The following is a 19,363-nucleotide window of genomic DNA, read 5'->3' on the forward strand; positions in this document are numbered from 1 at the left end:
CAAATAGAAGAAGAAATGAAATTATTAAATTTTAAATACAAGAAAATAGTCTTAGTGACTTCGGTGCTAGCCTTTGCCATGACGTTAAGTGCTTTTGTTCCCAATCAGGAGAAACCGAAAGAGGAGAAAAAATTTACTAATCTGAAGGTTTTACCAAAGAGTACTACCCCAGATCAACTCATGGGAGCGATGCATGAATTTAATGCTTCTTTAGGTGTTAAATGTGGATTCTGTCATGCTCCATCTCAAGATGATCCTAAAAAGTTGGATTTTGCCAGTGACGCGAATAAACATAAAAATGTAGCACGTGCGATGATGAAAATGACGGCTAAAATCAATAAGAAATATTTCCATACCGCAAATAAAGAGGGTGAGATAAAAGCCATTTCATGTAAGACTTGTCATAATGGACAGGAACATCCTGAAATGAAAATAGCTGGTTTGTAATCAGCAATAAAAAAGGAAAGCTTTAGCTTTCCTTTTTTATGCATAACTGCTGGCCAGATTTAATTTTTCAAGATCTTGTTCACGCAATTGTATCTGAATTGCTTCTGTAAAACTTTCTAGCTGTTGTAAGCTGGTCGCACTGACAATAGGAGCAGTGATACTTGGTCGTGCGATGATCCAAGCTAATGCAACACTTGATATGGATCTGTTGTGCTGAGCAGAAACTTCATCCAAAGCTTTTAAAATACGTAACCCACGATTGTCTAGCATGTTCTTGACAGCTCCACCACGCGCAGATTTTGAGAGATCATCCAGACTTCTATATTTACCTGTTAAAAAACCACTCGCCAAGGAGTAATAAGTGATAACACTCAAGTCGTTCTCTTGCACTATTTTTTCATAGAGCTGTTCATATTTTTGTCTGTTGTATAAGTTGTATTCTGGTTGCAGAGATTCGTATTTAGGAAGATGAAGCTGTGCGCTCTTGGTTAACGACTCTTCCAAACGTGCAGGACTTAAATTCGAAGCACCAATCCATCTTACTTTCCCCTCTTTGATCAATTGCTGATAAGCGGCTAATGTTTCTTCAACAGGAATAGATTCATTATCGAAATGCGTTTGGTACAAATCGATGACTTCAATTTGTAACCTTTTCAGTGAATATTCAACTTCTTTAATGATATAGTCTTTAGCTGTATTGGGAGTAGGGCTGTCTGCTTTTGCCCCACCGACTTTCGTTGCAATTAAAACCTGTTTGCGCTTGCCTGATTTTTTCAACCAATTACCAATAATCTGTTCAGATTCTCCGCCAATATTTCCGGGTACCCAATAGGAATACTGGTTGGCTGTATCGATCAAACTAAATCCATGATCTACAAATGCATCTAATATACGGAAGGAATCCTGCTCATCAATGGTCCACCCAAATACATTACCTCCAAAAACGATAGGTTCAAATGTTAAGTCTGTTTTGCCTAATTTTACTTTACTCATGGTATCCTATTTTAGTTCACCTAAAATTAGGAAATTATCAGGTAGGCGAGGGTAGGAATGATAAATAGTGAAATTGAGATTACATTTTCTAGGAGTAAAGTTCTATATGTAAAATAATCGTGTTCATTATCAGTTATTTTCTATTGTGGTTGTATTTTTATTTTGCATATATCAAAAGAATATCTACCTTTGCATCACTCCAAACAACATAAGAATTGTTTGAACGGACCGCCCGGATGGCGGAATTGGTAGACGCGCTAGTCTCAAACACTAGTGGGAAACCGTGCCGGTTCGATCCCGGCTCCGGGTACATTAAAAAGCTTGAAAGATTTTCTTTCAAGCTTTTTTTGCTTTAAGACTTTTCGTGTGGCAGGTCACCTCAGATCAATTTCCGGACTTTTAATGAAGGTAAGAACTATTATTTCCCGATCCCTATCAATGTGATTTCAAAAAATCCTAATATTACACAAAATCCTCTTGGATAAATTAGTGTACAAGTAGAGATGGAACCACTGAGGTTGTTCTATTTTTATTTATTCTATGTGAGGTACTATTTTCAGATACCTCAAATAAAATTTCAAAGTGTTGGTCAAGTAGCTTTATAAATCATACAATCTTTAACGCTTTTTCCCATTTTTGACAGAAAATATAGCTATCTGAGAGAAGGGTATCCAATAGATCTTCTGTCTTCTTCAATCATTAATGGATTTTATCTGAGTTTAAAATCCATGATTGTACTAATCAAGCTGATTATTACTTGTAAATCATACTCCTGAGCCGCGGATAAAGCAGGGACTAGGCAGGGATAAAGCATATGCTAGGCGTTGTAAAAGCGTTTTCTCGAGAAGAACCATCATAACAGATGATTTGCACAGATAAATTGCAGGTTAAGCATGTTAAGTTGATACGTGTATACCTTGATGGCTATCTGTAGTGCGCATATATGATGAGTTTAGAACAACTGCCAGTCAACTGTTTTTTTAATAGGTTTCAGTTATTGTTCAGGTTGGTTCTGACAGTGTTTCAAAACTGACTTGACGACGCTTGGATTGGGGAAAGAGTTTTACTTGCCTTGTTTTTGAAGATATATGGAATGGAGACCTTACAACTATCACAGGTCGGGTAAGACACAACTGGAGATGTATCGTAGTATGTACGAATTAGTACCGAACATTGTTGGCACTTCTATGGACTTTAAAGGACCTGCATGGACTTTCAAGGACTTTTGATTGTAAGATACTGAAGGATTTAACTGTCTGGAGGTACAAAAGCGGATCATACGGAATTGTTGGGGGGATACTTTTAACCATACCGTTTACCATCCAACCTAATAGCCCTTCGGGCATCAATAAAGTCAAAAGTTTACGTTCGGTGTCTTGCTGGGTATATATTCTTTAATAACGCTAAATTAAGAATTATTTAAATATCCCCCAACAATTCAACTTGATCCATTGGAAGCATTCTTGCTAAAGCCTACTATGAACTTAAAAAACTGGCTTAGGAAGTTAAAGAGATTACTGAACTGAACAACAAAGAGAGAAAATAAAATTATATTTGTTTTGGGAAAAGCCCTGTAACATTTTTTTGTGCAGGGACTTTTTGATTTTAGTGTCTGGCTGGTACCTAATTTTTTTTGTAACTGCCTAGGGGACATAAGTGCCAGTATTTCTCCAGAGATTACCATCAGTACGGTTTCTATATTTGCCTTGATAACCTAAGATAAATAACAGAGCCAATTCAACATACCAGATACCCAGTTGAAGCGCTTCATATTTTGCTTGATTACTGATGTTCATCAATTCAATTCTTTTGGATTCCTGACCGTGAACAAGCGCATTCCTGATTTTGACAAAGGCTTCAGGGCCATCTTTCACATTAGGTAATTTTCCTAGGGCTTCAAAGGCAGCTGGTACAGCAGCATCAATCTTAAATTGAAAAATTAAAAGTCTAATCTTATTGGCCGCAGAAAGGTTAACGGCGTCATCACCAATAATGATCTTCTGATTTTCAACGATCAGCCAATTATAAATTAATTCTAAAGCGGTTTGTATCAGGATGATAGATCCTTCAACCATACCAGTATTAGAATTCGCCTCAATATACCAGTGTATGGCGGTTATCAAAAAGTCCTGGTCAACATCATCTTTCCATAATTTGTTATAAGATTTCCATAATTCTGGCAGGCTGTTGACCCGTATGATATTCGACCAGCTAAGTGTGTATTTATACTCATCAACAGTATATCCTGAATAATCTGTCCATCTGTTTTCACCCTCGTGTATTCCTGTATAAAAAAATGGTGCAGTCCGCCTACCATTTAGAAAATATAAAAAATTATGAAACCGCAGATGCCATTTGTGCAATTCTGAAAGCGTTATCGATCCTTTCTTTTTGGTTATTTTACCTACATATTGAAACAGATATCCACCATTATTTTCAAGTTTTTCTGTCCTTGTTTTATAATCTGCAAGTTTGTCAAGAACAATAGTGTAAGGATCGTCATTGAAAACCAATCTGGCTTTATCAACTTTGACATCTCCTTTATTTACATCTTTGACTCCCTCACCAAAGTATTCCCTCATATTTGGTAGGGCAAATGTGACCTCGGTCACCGGAACGCTAAAATCACCCCACAGAAATTTCCTGCTATAACCACTACAAGAAGCGTCATTAACATTTGATAATTTAACAATTCCATAATTTATGTCATCGATCAACAATTCATATTCATCTGTCTTGAAGTCGGGCCGTTCTTTGCTCGCATAAGAACCTTTAAATTCTACAGATATAAATGGAAACCATCTGAAAGACAGTGTTCCTGTTAACGGATATTCTTTCTGATTAGCACTAATGGTAAAATTTCCTGAATAGATATTAATTCGCTCATTCGGCTCATTCATGCTGACTGGCAGAATACAGCGTTCAGGATATTCACTAGAAAGTTCCTCTAGAGTCTTGTTTAACATACTGTCTGGTTTAAACTTGGAACCAAGATAATGTTTTTATTAGGGGAACTGTTATGTCAAAATAGAGAGAATGCTTATCTTTAAACCTAAATCATTGCCGTCAATCTAAAAAAATAGAAATTGAGCAAGAGAATCCGACCCGCAGCTTACCCAGCGATGAATACTGAGGAAATTAGTGCCTTGGCTGTTTTTCGTACGCTTCTGGATTTAAAACGGGTTAAACCCGATATCAAAGAACTGGACAAATTCCCCAATATCGATGGCTATCTGGAGCTTACTGACCAGGATCAAATTCCGCAAGGAAAAATGGAAGTCCAACTCAAAAAGCTACATAGATCTAACAGTAAAGCTCCTAAATTTCAGGTGCACTTAAGTTTTATTATGTATTGCCGGGATGTTGCCGCCGTACCCGTTTTGCTTATTGTAATTGACATTGGAAACAAATGTGCTTATTGGGAGTATTTTTCTAAAGAAAGATCGAGCCAACTTTTTGATGGTGCTAAGGGTAATACATTAGTTATTCATTTTAATAAGAATAACTACATTAAAGAAAACGATACCAACTACTATGGACACTGGTTGTCGATCTGCAAAGCGCATCATTTCAGTATCAGTAATTTCAATTCGGTTAATGAACGTCTGAGGAACTCACTTTTAACCATTTCGGAACTGACCAAACTAACCAAAGAGGCTGTAGGGACAGAGGATGAGAATTACGTTCACATCCATCGATTCTTAGATCTTTATAATAATCTTTTAGACTATAAATTCAACACGATGAAGAAACTGCTTTTTCCTGGTGTATGGAAAGTCGGACTAGCTTATGTGAACTTCGAGGTGAACCAGATCGATTATCTGTTATACACCGTAAATTATAAACTGAACGATTCCCTAATTAAGAAGATTGATTTTCCAAGGGCGCGTGGACTCATGAATGAATATGGTTTTACAAGAGCGATGTCTAACCCCATCATTGATAAGCCAGTTCAAACCGCTTATCAGGAAATTTATGAAGGACTAAAAAAGGTAATAGAAGGTAAAAGATTATTTGTGATCAATGACTGTATAGCTCATGAATATATCTCCGCATTTTTAAATTACTATAAACGATTAATTCTTATTGATCCTGATGGTTCAGAGCAGATAACATTAAAGTTTCTTCGATTTCTTGTGCTTGAAAAGTGGCCGTGTTTATTGATGAATTATTCGCATAGTGATATCCCCGAGGATTATCTGGCTAATGCAATTGTGATCCCTGTCGATCTTAAAAAACTCTATGAAAAGAGCTTCAGTAGAAAGGATGATTTGGAAAAGTTATTTGCCAATTATGAGATCACGGCAATATATCAAAAGTATAAAGATAAGCTTCAACTGAACAGTAGCTTGTTTGATATTCCTTATTTAGTTAAATTGCTAGATTATTTAATTGGTAACGGGGCTATATATGCCATTAAGCCGTATTTAGATAGGGATAGAGATATTGGGGGTGGGTTGATCTGGAGCGGGTTTTCGAAAGAGGTGATGTTTGAAAACATGAAAGCAATGGTCAGTAACTTAATTACAACTTATAATACTTTTATCTATTTGTTTTTTAATGAGCTGTTTGATGAGCTGAAGTTTGAAGAAGACTATGATCTGTTGATCTTTGTTCTCCATGAGTTTGCTGATAAGTTAAATAAACCACCAGCTATTGGATATTATAAGTTCAGAATGGTTGCTGGTAAAAAAACTTCATTCAAAGTGCAGTTCTTCTATGCTGATGAGGCACCCTTTGATTATAAGAAGCCTTTTGAGAATGATTTAGAAATTGATGAAGATTTATATGAGCTTAAAGCCAGTCAGGGTATCGATCACCATATACTTTTTGAACGGACACCATTGTATACTTTACTTTATAAATTTGCGATGGAGCGGTTTGAGAAACACCTGCAAAAAAAGGGTTGGAAAAAGTACAGTTTTTAGGTCTTATAAAGCAAATACAAGTGTAAATTTTTGAGACAGGTAGGTATTACTCAACCCCATTATAAGACTCTTTGCAATTTGTGTTAACTTTACATATATTCTCTGTAAACAAACTTAATAAATATGTTCGATAAAGCCACTTATATAAAGGCACTTCAGGATAATGGTATCTATACATCTGAGGAAGCAGATAATCTTACTGAAAAAATGAAGTTAAAGCACTCCCTTATCAAGCATGGTCCCAATGTGGTTCATCTAGAATATTATGGAGGTTTACTTGATGATCGTGATATCGTTGAAATAGAAAGTACATTTAAAGGAGCAGGGTTAGAACTTAGTCGTTTTGATAAAAGCGGCATAGCTTACGCCAATATTGACGATTATATGCTTCATATAGCCTTGTTTATTAGTTCTCCTGCCTTTAAACTTATTCTGGAACATGTTGGGAAAAATACTGCTTGGGAAGCAGTAAAAGCGACTGCTATCAAGGTGTGGAGGAAAGTCAGGAATAAAAACAACTCATCTTCGATGTCAGGTCAGGTAAAAAAAACAAACGTCGGATTACGTATTGGATTTAACAACGGCCAACTAACTGATTTTAAATTAGACGGTGAACTGTCTGAAGAAACAATTCTGATGGTGATTGATAAGGTTTTTGATTATTCGTTAAAACAAAGCCAACTTCCATCGTCACAAACGGAAATGCCTGATTTCGTGGTGTTTGATGAAAAGTTATCTGAACTACGGCCGGTTAATGTTATGGAAGAATTGAGGAAAAAGGCTGAATTTCAATCAGCTAAAAGACGGACAGATCTGGCAAATAACAGTCCGACACCGAAATCTTAACTAAACATATCTATGATTGGCCATCTTCGGAGTTCAAAAGAATTTACCTCGTTTATAAACAGTATTTTGATATGTTTTTATTTTATTTTTAACCTAAAAATCTGTAGTTGTTTATGACAACTTAAGATTATAGTTTTCAATTCTTCAATGTTTGAAGTAAAATTTTCATATTTAAACTTTAGTTGATTAAGTTTTATTTTGATTTCCACAATATAGTTTTGTAAAAATAATTGATCTTGCTCTTTTACACCAGTTGGTCGAACTCTGTTGAAGATGTCATCAATGAAATCACTAAGCAATTTAAAATTTGAGATATCAACCTTCGGATCTTTAAATTTATTTTTAATTTCTATAATTTGTCGATCCAGCCAACCATCCTTAATAATTAATATATTAGTGGAATCTACTTTGTCTGATTGAACCAACAAATCAAACTCTTTATAGAATTGGGAATACATTTCATTAATTTCTACTCCTATTGATGAATGAAATGTCAAGAAATCTTCAAAAATTTTTGAGAAAAGCGAATAAGCATCATTTAAGGTGTGAATTGCAGTAAAATAATCTGATAAAACTTGTCTAAATATCTTTTCTTTATTGCTTTCTGAGAAAGCCCAATGAATTTTACTTTCGTCAATTTTCATAATTGTTTTTAATCCTGATTGACCAATTAAATACCTTGATATAGTGTGCCTTTTATCAAAATTGAATTCTTTAACATATGTATCAAATATTTTTAAGTTCTCATTATTTTGTGTGAGTACTTTATCTAAAGTTAAACCAAGGAAATCTCTAAAGATTGTTTTTGTTTCATATTCTTTCTTAACATTAGCTTTAACGTTTATTTTATGTTACCAAGACATAATTAAATATGCACCTCCAAATGCAATAAAAGAACCTGCTACAGGGATAATAAAATCTTTAGCTATATCATAGCAAGAGTGTGTTGGAATGTCTATTACCTTATATGCTGTTTGTAAAAATATATTCATATGGTTAATATTTGAGTTTCCAATATAACCAAAAAGGTAATCAATTGATTGCTCTTTTATTAATGAATGATAATATTGTCTGCGAGTACGGTTACTAACTTGATTTTTGAATTAAGAAAGTCGACGCATTTCAGCTATAGCTTCATAAATTGACATTGTTTTATCTTGATTTGAGTCAAAGATGCTTCTATCTTAAGTGCAGATAAAGGACAGTTTGATAAGTCATTTTAATATCTTACTTTCAAACAAACCCACAAATATGTTAAAACGTAGCAATAAAATATTTCTAATAGGAAATGGTTTTGATTTAAATCATGGATTAAAGACGAGCTATAGGAACTTTATAGTCGATTACCTAAAAAATTCCTTCATATCTGCTCAAAATCAAGTCAAAGGAATTTATCAAGATGAATGTTTTGAGATTCAAGTGAATCATGACTGTGAAATTAATTTAATGTTTAAAGATTTAGAATCGTTAGATAATATGATCAAAAGTCCACGAATTGACATCTCGGACGGAGTGTTTAACTATTTTGATGAAAATATTCAAATACGCTTAATTCCAAAAAATGATTTTGTCCGTTTTATTTTGAAAGAATGTTTCGAAAGCGACTGGAATGGTATAGAAGATGCAATATTAAGATTTCTTAAAACTTCCCATTCTAAATTAGTTCAGGATAAAAGTGTGATAAGCATACATAGAAAAAAATCTATTCTTTATTGCGAGGAATATGAAAATATAAAAAGTTTAAACGATTCTGTTGCTTGTTTGAAAAGTAAGCTTATTGATTATCTTAAAACACAAAACTCACCAATATCTTTTAAAGACTACTTATTTAGAAATCATGTTGATTGGGGAAATAAATTTAAACAATCATCTCAAATGGATACTGTTGGAAACACCGAACGAAATGTACTTTTTTTGAATTTTAATTATACAAATTATATTACATCAATTAGTGCCGAAGTTAAACGTAATGTTGATGATTATTATACGAATTTTGAAATTGTAAATATTCATGGCGACATTCATAGCAATATTGATAATGTTATATTTGGAATTGGTGATGAACAGAATGATTTTTATTCTGAGATAGAAACTTTGTATGATGATGAATGGTTAAAGAGCATGAAATCTTTTCATTATTTTAGAACTAGTAGCTATAGCAAACTCCTTGGCTTTATAGCTAAAGGGAATTATGAAATATACATACTTGGCCATTCTTGTAGTATTACTGATCGTACCTTACTAAATATGTTATTTGAAGATAAATACTGCCAAAAGATCCATGTATTCCATTATAGTGGAATGGAGTCTTATCTTACAACTACCTACAATATTGCTCGTAATTTTAAAGATAAAGTAAAATTACGAAGCGTTTTGCAACATTTTAATGAAGCATTAAAAATGGAATAGTAAAGTTTAAAAACACTTTACTATTCTACACTGGTGTTGTATCTTCAATTCTATTCGATCGTAACTTAACCAAGTTCCGCCATTCACAACACATCATCAAATATTTGAAGCTATCTGATAGGATTTGTTGATTCCATCGGAAGACGTAGAATTGGAAGTGATTAGGATGCTTTATTTTTAGTTGTCATCTTACCACCCATTTTAGAACAGACGCACGTGTTAATGAAACATCGTCAATTCATTATACTAGATAAATGAAAAGGACTGACTAATAAGCTCTTTTCGAATTGATATTTCCTTTGTTCTTTTGACCCATTCATTATACCTTGTTTTGAGAAGGATGTGTTAGAAATTTCAGTAAAATCATAAAAAGTTATATATTTAATACAGCATAAATAGCATTATCTCATGCTTGGATATTATGTCGAGAAAAAAAAGTCAGCGATCAATAACGCTTCATTTCCGCTACGAACGCAAAGCCCTAATCCGCTGTAAGTGTAGAAAAACAAAACTAAAATTATAACAGATGAAAATTACTATTCTGGATGACTATCAAAATGTTATAGAAACATTGAAATGTTTTGAACGCTTAAGCGGACAACATGTAGAAATCTTACACAAAACCGAAAAAGACCCCAATAAACTTTCGGTATTATTATCTGACACAGAAATTTTGGTATTAACGAGAGAACGAACTGAGATAACAGATGAACTTTTAAACAAATTACCAAAACTAAAACTCATCAGTCAAACAGGAAAAATTTCGAATCATTTAGATCTTAACGCTTGTACTAAATATAAAGTTTCAGTTGCAGAAGGTGTTGGTTCGCCAATAGCGCCTGCAGAATTGACTTGGGCATTATTAATGAATACGGTAAGACAGATTCCACAAGCTATTGAGGGACTGAAAGATGGAAAGTGGCAAATAAATATAGGCACAACGATAAATGGAAAGATTTTAGGAATTTGGGGATACGGAAAGATAGGGCAAAAAATAGCACAATATGCTAAAGTATTTGGTGCTAAGGTTGTCGTTTGGGGTAGTGAAAGTTCAAGAAAGAAAGCTGTTGAAGATGGTTTTGAACAAGCAGAAAGTAAGGAGTTTTTCTTTAGAAATGTAGATATTGTCACCTTACATTTAAGACTAAACGAACAGACAATCGGAATTGTAAAAGAAGCAGATTTACTAAATATGAAAGAAACCTCTGTTCTGATAAATACAGCAAGGGCTGAACTTATTGAAAAGAACGGTCTAGAAAATGTTTTAAAAAGCGGAAAGAACATGCTCGTAGGTATTGACGTTTATGAAACAGAGCCCATCTATGACAAAGATTTCGAGTTATTGAAGATGAATAATGTTGTTTGTACACCACATTTAGGGTATGTAGAACAAAATGGATATGAACTATATTTTGGTAAGGCTTTTGAAAATGTTATAAATTATATAAACGGAAACCCAACAAATATTGCAAACCCAGAAACGCTGAACTAAAAAAACCTACAGTCAACATCGGATCCTTGGCAATAGTAGTTTGCTCGTTTTTTAGCAATCTCTTAAGTAATCGCTTCTCATTAGTTGTTACAAACAGCGTATCAAACCATAATCATAACAGAGGAAAGTGCTTATGATACATGATCAATTCATTGTACTAATAAATGGAAAGAACTGATTAATAAGCTCTTTTAGAATTAATATTTCACCTATTCTGAACCTATTGTCAGCATCTTGTTTTTAAAAATGAGCTATCAAGAATTTCAATAAATTCATTTACATATTTCGGTTCATGAGAAAAAGTTATATATTTAATGTAGCATAAATAGCTTAACTAGATATGAGAAACACAGCTACCGTCACGAATGCCAGCATTGATTCTGCCGGTCTCCCGAAGGATTATAAAAATGCAATTGCAGAATATATTTGGAATGGGTTTGATGCAGGCGCTTCTCAAATAGATTTGAATTTTAAAGCAAACGAGTTAGGCTTCCTCACGGTGATTAATATCGTTGATAACGGTTCTGGAATTTTGCATGATACCTTATCCCAATCTTTTGGTAATTTCTTAGACTCACAAAAAAGAAAGTCACTAAAACGGTCTTCCTATATGCGGGGAAAAAAGGGTAAGGGTCGTTTCTCTTTTTCTCTTTTCGCTTCAAAAGCAACGTGGTTGACCGTTTATAAGGATGGTAATCAACTTTGGGAATATAAAATCGTTATAGATTACGATAAAAAAGAGGAATATGAAGATTTGGATAAACAAGTTTCTAATCAGAAACATACTGGAACAACTGTCAAATTAGAAGGAATATTTGGACTTACAGCTGATGCTTTGTCTTCTGTTGAATTTTATGATTTCCTGGCACAAGAATTTGGCTGGTTTCTCTTGCTTAATAAAGAAGCAGATTATGCTTTGACGATTAATGGTAAAGCAATTCAATACGAACAGCTTATCTTGGAGAATGAATCCATTACTTGGATTATCGCAGATCACAATGATAACAGCTACCGATTCAAAGTAGATTTTATCCGTTGGGGTGAACGTATTGGTGATAAATACTATTACTACTTCCTTAATCCGGATAAAACTGAAGTCAGCAAACAATTGACAAGTTTCAATAATAATGCGATAGATTTTCATCATAGCGTCTTCATTGAGTCTTCATTTTTTGATCTTTTAGAGAAGGAAGCGCTTGATGAAAGTGAAGAAGATAATCTATTCAGTCATACGGGTACATTTGTTATTTATAAAAAACTGCGTGCTGAACTAAAGGACTTTTTAGCAAAGAAAGAGAAAAAATATTTACGGGAATTGGCTGCTGACAAACATTTATTGCAAACGCAAGAAAAGCAGCTACTACCGTTAATTTCTGAAGATTTTGGAGATAAAGTGGATCAACAAGATTTACTTGATGTTCTGCGGGAATTGTACTGTGTTGAACCTAAAATTTTTAATGGATTGCGACCGAGTCAACAAAAAACTTTTTTAGGTATGCTGCAATTACTCTTGCGATCTGACAAAAGAAGAGCTATACAATCTATGATCGAACAGATTGTCACACTTTCAGAATTTGAAAAACAAAAACTAACTGCTGTATTGGAAAAAAACTAAACGAATCGAACGATATCACCTACCTATTCTTATCCTATTTTATTCAACGAATTTTTGTGGATCATATTTATGATGCTATATCTGATTATTTATGGAATAGATTTGGGGATCATGCTTAATATGAAATCAACTCTTTCAGCAGGAGGGAGATGAGGTACCTCAATTAAAGAATATCCCAAACGTACATAGCTGTCTTTCATTACTTGATAGGTCTCTTTAGCTACTTGAAAATCCTGTTGGCGTTCGTTATCTTGTTCGTATATTTCTTCCCAGGGAGGAAGAATGAAAACCATTTTATTGTATCTGTACTTATTTACTGCATGCGTTAGATTTTCGTCATCATTAAAATTCATTAAGCGTGCATAACCGTAAGTATCAGGTATTCCTCTATCGAAGAAATACAGTTCGTCCGTATTGGAAAGTTTGATAAAATCCTGAATGGAATAAGAAAGCATTAATTTCGAATATTCTTCGGGATCCTGCCACGGTAGAGCTTTCCCGTTATTCTTTATCTGGTCTTTAATGATCACTCTGGCAACTTCAGGGACACAGTTCATCTTTTTCCGTTCCAATTCATGTATTAAAGTTGTTTTACCAACTCCTGGGCCGCCAGTTATAATGTAAAAATTATTTTTTATAATTATATTGATATACTGCTGTTTCATTGGTTTTTATATTAAATACTCAAGGGCATTGAATAGGATTTTCTAGTTAAAGAATTAAAATTATTGTTGTGATTTTTAAGCTATAAAGGTTCATAAAATGAATATGTAAGACTCAGGAGGTGGAGCTAAATGGGCTGAATCAATAGGTAGATAATAGCGAAACTTCTTATTGACAAAGATAATGAAGTTTTTTAAGAAGTTCAAGATGCAGATGAGTACTAAAAATTAGTGAGAAGAAACTTATATGTTTCGTCATGTACACAGATCAAAGTAGATTTTTTAAATTATCAAAATATGAACCAACAAAGTGAAATAAGCATTAGCGTTAATAAACAGGCGATGTAATACGATTTGTGACTGTTTAAGTCATTTTTAAATTTGTCCCAGGAGAACAATAAATTTTCTAGTTTTTGATCGCTTGGCTTCGGAAACAAAAGGCTCGATAAATAAATGAGGAACATACCGAATAATGTGCTAAAAGGTACAATATTCAAAAAATGGATTGTTGGAAAGTACGTTTCTTTCGTTAAGAAAATTAAAACACTCAAAATAGAACTCCCTAGGAATCCGATAAAAGCACCCTTTGCATTTACTCGCTTAAAGAATATACCTGCAATAAATAAAGACACAATAGGGGGGGCTAAATAAGAGAGCATTTCTTGATAGTACTTTAAAAGCGAGTCATATTTTGAAATAAATGGCGCCCATATGCAAGCGATGACCAATAAGATAATAGAAAATATTTTTCCTACAATTACTTTTTGTGATGAGGTTAACGTAGGTTTCAATTGGGTGTAAAAATCAATTGTCAATAGCGTAGAAGCAGAATTGATGATGGCACTAAGGGTCGTGGTCAGTGTCGAAAATAAAGCTAAGAGAATAAATATTCGAAGAACAGTAGGTAGATAATGAAACAATAGTGTAGGGTATACGGCATCAGGATTTGATACTCCGGGTACCAATTCTTTAGCCAGTATACCCGTTGTCGTTATCAGGAATGCGGCGATAAGCGATAAAATGGCCGTCAGTAACAAGCCTTTTCTACCTTCATTAATATTCTTGGCTCCCAATACCCGTTGAACCATTGTTTGGTTATTTGCCCAAAAATATATCCCCAAAATAGGCATGCCAAATAGGACACCCGTCCAGGGCATAATCAGGTCTCCCGCAGGACGAAGAAGTTTGATCGTGTCACTATTCGTTTGTATCAGGTCGATAAAATATGTCCATTCTACATTAAAACAAAAAATGGCTAAAGCGATACTACTGATTAAAATAATGATCGCATTGATAACTTCAATTTTAATGATCACGGAAAGACCTCTTGGAATAGTAAATAACGCCGTAATAATGGAAAAAATAATGACAATCTCTTGAATACTGAGTTGCGGTAATAATTGTTTAAAGATGATTGCTCCAGCATATAGTGCCGCAGAAGCATCTAAAAAAGTACTGCTGATGATGGTAATGAAGGAGAAATAATACCTTGCTTTTTTGTCGTATCGTAATTCTAAAAATTGAGGAATAGTAAATATACGAGACTTAATATAAAGGGGGAGTAGAAAGATTGCGAAAAACACCAAGACAACAGCTCCCGTCAGGTTATAGTTATAAACGGAGAACCCGGAAAGATAAGCGTCACCAATCTGGCCGATTAATGTGGTACTGGATATACTTGTTGCAAATAATGAAAAACCAACCACAAGCCAACTGGCAGACCTATTGGCTAAGAAATACGATTCAGAAGAAACTTTCTGTTTCTTGGATAAGTAAAAGCTGAGTATAATAATCCCTATAAAATAGAGTAATAATACTACAATTTCATATGTAACAGGATAAGTCATGAATCTTTATTGGTTATACGTTAAGCTGGTGTCAAATATAATAATTTAATCCACCATTTAAGAGGTATAACCAATAAAGAAATAGAATGTGTTTAGTCCATTGTTGTTATTAATACAAATGTATTCCCAGGTATTTCTAGGCTATAACTTGCACCATTAGTTAAATTGATAGTTGTTGTTTGCTGTGGCTGTGCAAAACCATTTTGATCGACAGTTCCTGTGAAATTAGCACCATCGAGCGCCGTGTATTTATAAATTTTAGCGTTCGATAACTGCATTGTAGTTGTTGACTTTAAATTAAGATTATAAGTAACAGCATTAGAGTTACAGATAACGATAGTGGTTTTATTATTTGCCTGCGTAGCTATAGCACGAAGGCCTTTTTTATCAGGAATTTGCATATCAAAAATAAGACTTCCTTTAGGTACATATCTGCTGAATAATGAAATAGGATAAAACCAAGGTCTGATATTCTCATCCTGGGGACTATTGAATTTTTCAGCACCTAAAATATTCCAAAATCCCCATCTTTTTAGTTTTCCTTGACCATCATCATACATCGCATCATCCATATTCCAAACAACAACACCATTGTACCCAGCTTGTAAGTTTTGAATAAGCGCGTTTGCAACGTCAATTCCATAAAACGAATCATAGACGAACATATTGGAGTCATCAGCAGTATTTGGATCACTGGCAATTCTACTCTTATTTTCTACATTTAAAGGATGGTTTGCATCATAATCGTATTTACTTCCCAATTCTCCCATGAGCATTTCTACGTTTTGCGGAACTTCAGCCCGATAAGCTTGTAAAGTGCTCAGATAGCTTGTTCCATTGATATGATCTTGACTCGGGTAGGTGTGTATATCAAAAGCTTTTAATCCTGTTCCTAATTCATTATGCGCATATGTCAACCACCACAACAAATCATTGTTATTCCATACTGCTACATCAGGTCCAATCAATTTGACTTTGCTACTTAAGTTTTTTTGATCCATCAGTGTGATTAATTTCTGGAAAGTTCTGCGCCAAAGATCATAATCACCTCCAATAGTTGACCAAGATCCTGCAGGTTCATTACACATGTTGTAATATTTGATACAGGTATATCCCTTCGTATTAATGAGGTAACCTAAGAAATTTGTCGCTCGATCTAACCAAGCTTCATCGACTTGATTATTGGCCAGTTCTTCTTCTCCCCATTCTCCGAAAATAACACTCACATTATGACTTTGGCAGTAATCCAACATCTTAAATAAAGTACCTGCACTTTTATCGGGATCATAAATACCGTTATCATAATAATTCCAGCCCTGACTTGTAATAATGCGAACCAATCCTGGACGCATAAAATCAATTCGTTGAAATAATTTTGTCCAATCTTGGTTACTTAAAGTTCCTGTTCCAATCCACTGCCATAGGTTATCATAACCGCCCCATTGGGCACCTATACCTGCAAATGGTAAAGCAGATGGCTGTGTGGTTTGTATGATTAAGTCATTGTCAATATTCTGTGAAATATTGACTGTGGTAGTTTCGCACGCAGTGGACATACTGATACCCAATGCGGCAAACATTGTTTTTACTAAGATGTTCATTCTCATAATTTTTAAGTTTAGTAATTGGTTAATTTGTTTTTTTGATTTGAATCCAGTAATTCTTCAGATTCTCAACGACTTTTTCTCGATCCTTATAAATGTCTATCCATATTTGCGTAGGTACATAATCAAATCGGAATGCATAGTCTGGTACTTCTAACAGCAGGTCACCTTGTTCCCCAACCAATTTCTCTACTGTTTTATTTAGCCATACTGCCGTACTTGTTTTCCCATCCTTATCCGTAAAGATGATGGTTCCTTTAGCAGCATCTCTTTTCCATTTGCTCGTGCCAACTGGTATTTTTCGATATAGGTTGTTGACATTAAGGTTGTTATTGTCATCAACAAAATAGAAGTCTGCAAACAATTTATCTGTACCCGCATCATTGACTAGGGTTCCAAATGCATTTCCGTTTTCATCTACGCCATCTAATGCGAAAGTGAAAGTATTATCATATTCTGCGACTGGACCTGTTCCATTATCACGCCAATCCCATGGACGATCGACTAAGTTTGGGAATAATGCTGCACCTCCCCATTGTGGCCAAAAACCACCATATAAGGACATCTTGGTAATTTTCCAAGTACCAATAAGATCGTCTTTAAATGGTACATAAGTGATCTTCCATTCCTTTTGGATACCTGTTTTGCTGGTGATGATAATATGCGCAGTTTTATCTTTATTATTAAAATTTAAGACTTCACCAACTTTTACATTGGATTGCGAACCAACTGATATTTCCATGTCCGTAATTTTTAATTGGTCAATAGAAACGTTCTGCTCATTTAACATAAAGGATATTTCACCATTATTATCTTGATCACGTTTAACGGTAGCAACACCAACCTGATTTTCAAACATGATGTTAATAATGCTTCTTTCGTTATTCCAGTCACCACTATCTATATATTCTAGGGTATTATCCTTACAAGATAGTTGAAGTAAACTCAAACAAGCGAGTAGTAGTACCGGTATTCTATATTTAAATATCAACATATTCATGGCTACAGCAATAATTAGTGAATTAATGAATTAAGATCAATTTCTTTCTGAGGAATAGGATAGAAGGAGGCTTGTTCCTCTGTAACTCCAGCAGATAAAGCGTGCGGATTCGTTTGTGTTACTCGTCCTTTACGTCTTAAATCTAACAAATGTTTACCTTCGTACGCGAGCTCCCAATAACGTTCTTGCACGACAGCATTTCTAAAGTTGCTGACACTCATTCCTGCTGTTGCTGCTGATAAACCAGCGCGGTTTCTTATTTTGTTTAACCAATTATATCCTTCAGGGGTAGGTCCCACAGCCTCAGCATATATCAAGGCAACTTCTGAAAAACGGATCAAGAACGGTTTAACACTTGATTTTTCGCCTACAAAATCAGGATCAATGAATTTTCGTGTTAACCAATAATCATTGTCTTGCCAATTCGTTCCATTTGCATCTTTATAAAATCCCTTGGACATCAGGGTGCTCTTTCTTAAATCGTTATCTGCAAACGTATTGGCAAACTGTTCTGTAATCTTAAAAACACCCCAACCACGATTCGTAGCTCCTGTATAGGTACCATCGAGATTCTTAAAATATAACATAGCACCATCTTTATAAGGCATGAATAACTTGTCAATAGAAGAGAAATTTCCTTCGGCAATACCCGATTTATCGAGCGATAAAAGAAAAATATGCTCGGGTCCATCTGGATGCTTGACATCATAAATGTTCAATAAATTCTCGTCAAATTTATAGGTGCTTTGTTCGGTCAGCACTTTACTCGACCAATAGGCAGCACTATCATACATGGTTTTTACATCTCTTGGTATATCTCGATACAGAGATACATTACTTTCTTTTGCAGATGCCATTGTTAAATAAACTTTTGCCAATAAGGCTTGTGCAGCAACTTTGTCGGCTCGTCCAACGGATCTGTTTATAGAGAGATATTCTTGTGCTCGGGAAGCGTCCTGAATAATAAAAGAATATAATTCATTGAGATTCTCCACCAATGGTGCTTGTGCCTGGTCAGCAGTTTTAATCATTTCCTTATGGATGGGAACGCGACCAAACATGGTTGCCAAACTAAAATAATTCCAAGCGCGTAAAAACAGGGCTTCACCTACTAATTTGTTTTTAACATCTTCATTAATATTACTTCCTACAACATTTTCAATAACAGCATTCGCTCGGTTTATACCAATGTAAGAATACTTATAGAACAATTCCAGCTGTTCATTTTGCTTGAATTGGTTATAATCCCATTTGTTGATCTCTTGCGCTCCAAAACCTTCCTCGCCTTTCACATCAATAGATTCTGTTGCGAGTTCATTGATGTAGAATATGGAACGAGCATATTCATTATGCGTAGCAGCATTATAAGCATACAATAGGGAAGAAGTGGCATCTTCAGCTGTTTTATAGAAATTATCCTCTGAGTAGAAACCGTATGGTTCTTCATCAAGGCTACAAGAACCTAATAATATTATACTCAGCATGTAGATATACATGCTATTTATCTTTGTTTTCATTGT

16 protein-coding genes and 1 tRNA gene are annotated in these 19,363 nt (G+C 34.5%); 8 read left to right on the forward strand and 9 right to left on the reverse strand.

Annotated features, from left to right (window positions below; translation table 11 throughout):
• Positions 1-15: 15 nt before the first annotated feature.
• The gene (locus tag LZQ00_RS03845) at positions 16-447 is read left to right on the forward strand and encodes a c-type cytochrome (protein ID WP_234512083.1); all 432 of its coding nucleotides are present in this window, start codon (positions 16-18) and stop codon (positions 445-447) included.
• Between the two features lie 36 nt (positions 448-483).
• Here the strand turns inward: LZQ00_RS03845 and LZQ00_RS03850 are convergent, their stop codons facing one another.
• Entirely contained in the window at positions 484-1,440 is a 957-nt protein-coding gene (locus LZQ00_RS03850) for an aldo/keto reductase (protein WP_234512084.1), read from the reverse strand.
• A gap of 230 nt (positions 1,441-1,670) precedes the next feature.
• On the opposite strand from LZQ00_RS03850, the gene LZQ00_RS03855 reads away from it, so the two are divergent.
• Positions 1,671-1,750: transfer RNA gene (locus LZQ00_RS03855), tRNA-Leu, on the forward strand.
• Between the two features lie 73 nt (positions 1,751-1,823).
• The gene (locus LZQ00_RS18490; RefSeq protein WP_411028065.1) at positions 1,824-1,925 is read left to right on the forward strand and encodes a RagB/SusD family nutrient uptake outer membrane protein; all 102 of its coding nucleotides are present in this window, start codon (positions 1,824-1,826) and stop codon (positions 1,923-1,925) included.
• A 1,158-nt stretch (positions 1,926-3,083) separates the two neighbouring features.
• On the opposite strand, the gene LZQ00_RS03860 is transcribed toward LZQ00_RS18490, so the two are convergent.
• Entirely contained in the window at positions 3,084-4,406 is a 1,323-nt protein-coding gene (locus LZQ00_RS03860) for a hypothetical protein (RefSeq protein ID WP_234512086.1), read from the reverse strand.
• 120 nt (positions 4,407-4,526) lie between these two features.
• Here LZQ00_RS03860 and LZQ00_RS03865 point away from each other — a divergent pair, with 120 nt between their 5' ends.
• Both LZQ00_RS03865 and LZQ00_RS03870 read left to right on the forward strand, forming a co-directional pair.
• Positions 4,527-6,368: a hypothetical protein gene (locus LZQ00_RS03865; protein WP_234512087.1), complete on the forward strand. Its 1,842-nt coding sequence runs from the start codon at positions 4,527-4,529 to the stop codon at positions 6,366-6,368.
• A 123-nt stretch (positions 6,369-6,491) separates the two neighbouring features.
• Positions 6,492-7,214, forward strand: coding sequence for a hypothetical protein (locus tag LZQ00_RS03870; protein WP_234512089.1), 723 nt, complete (start codon positions 6,492-6,494; stop codon positions 7,212-7,214).
• 77 nt (positions 7,215-7,291) lie between these two features.
• On the opposite strand, the gene LZQ00_RS03875 is transcribed toward LZQ00_RS03870, so the two are convergent.
• Together LZQ00_RS03875 and LZQ00_RS03880 are read right to left on the reverse strand one after the other, a co-directional pair.
• Entirely contained in the window at positions 7,292-7,858 is a 567-nt protein-coding gene (locus LZQ00_RS03875; RefSeq protein WP_234512091.1) for a hypothetical protein, read from the reverse strand.
• Between the two features lie 207 nt (positions 7,859-8,065).
• Positions 8,066-8,206: a hypothetical protein gene (locus tag LZQ00_RS03880; RefSeq protein ID WP_234512093.1), complete on the reverse strand. Its 141-nt coding sequence runs from the start codon at positions 8,204-8,206 to the stop codon at positions 8,066-8,068.
• Between the two features lie 259 nt (positions 8,207-8,465).
• Between LZQ00_RS03880 and LZQ00_RS03885 the strand changes: the two genes are divergently transcribed.
• The 3 genes from LZQ00_RS03885 (at position 8,466) to LZQ00_RS03895 (ending at position 12,730) form a co-directional block, all read left to right on the forward strand.
• Positions 8,466-9,623 carry an AbiH family protein gene (locus tag LZQ00_RS03885; protein WP_234512095.1) on the forward strand — a complete coding sequence of 386 codons (1,158 nt, stop codon included), beginning with the start codon at positions 8,466-8,468 and terminating at the stop codon, positions 9,621-9,623.
• Between the two features lie 526 nt (positions 9,624-10,149).
• On the forward strand, positions 10,150-11,115 hold the full coding sequence (locus LZQ00_RS03890; protein WP_234512097.1) for a D-2-hydroxyacid dehydrogenase family protein: 966 nt from the start codon (positions 10,150-10,152) through the stop codon (positions 11,113-11,115).
• Positions 11,116-11,455: 340 nt separating this feature from the next.
• A complete protein-coding gene (locus tag LZQ00_RS03895; RefSeq protein WP_234512098.1) occupies positions 11,456-12,730 on the forward strand; it encodes an ATP-binding protein in 1,275 nt (424 codons plus the stop codon).
• Positions 12,731-12,819: 89 nt separating this feature from the next.
• Here the strand turns inward: LZQ00_RS03895 and LZQ00_RS03900 are convergent, their stop codons facing one another.
• The 5 genes from LZQ00_RS03900 to LZQ00_RS03920 all read right to left on the reverse strand — a co-directional run bounded on the left by LZQ00_RS03900 (position 12,820) and on the right by LZQ00_RS03920 (position 19,360).
• Positions 12,820-13,395, reverse strand: coding sequence for an AAA family ATPase (locus LZQ00_RS03900; RefSeq protein WP_234512100.1), 576 nt, complete (start codon positions 13,393-13,395; stop codon positions 12,820-12,822).
• Positions 13,396-13,682: 287 nt separating this feature from the next.
• Entirely contained in the window at positions 13,683-15,239 is a 1,557-nt protein-coding gene (locus LZQ00_RS03905) for a sodium:solute symporter family transporter (RefSeq protein WP_234512102.1), read from the reverse strand.
• Positions 15,240-15,331: 92 nt separating this feature from the next.
• Positions 15,332-16,846, reverse strand: coding sequence for a hypothetical protein (locus tag LZQ00_RS03910; RefSeq protein WP_234512104.1), 1,515 nt, complete (start codon positions 16,844-16,846; stop codon positions 15,332-15,334).
• Between the two features lie 22 nt (positions 16,847-16,868).
• Positions 16,869-17,837: a hypothetical protein gene (locus LZQ00_RS03915; RefSeq protein WP_234512105.1), complete on the reverse strand. Its 969-nt coding sequence runs from the start codon at positions 17,835-17,837 to the stop codon at positions 16,869-16,871.
• A gap of 20 nt (positions 17,838-17,857) precedes the next feature.
• Positions 17,858-19,360: a RagB/SusD family nutrient uptake outer membrane protein gene (locus LZQ00_RS03920; protein ID WP_234512107.1), complete on the reverse strand. Its 1,503-nt coding sequence runs from the start codon at positions 19,358-19,360 to the stop codon at positions 17,858-17,860.
• Between the last annotated feature and the right edge of the window lie 3 nt (positions 19,361-19,363).

Origin of the sequence: Sphingobacterium sp. SRCM116780 (genome assembly GCF_021442025.1) — a bacterium.
In the GTDB taxonomy this organism is placed as follows: Bacteria; Bacteroidota; Bacteroidia; order Sphingobacteriales; family Sphingobacteriaceae; genus Sphingobacterium.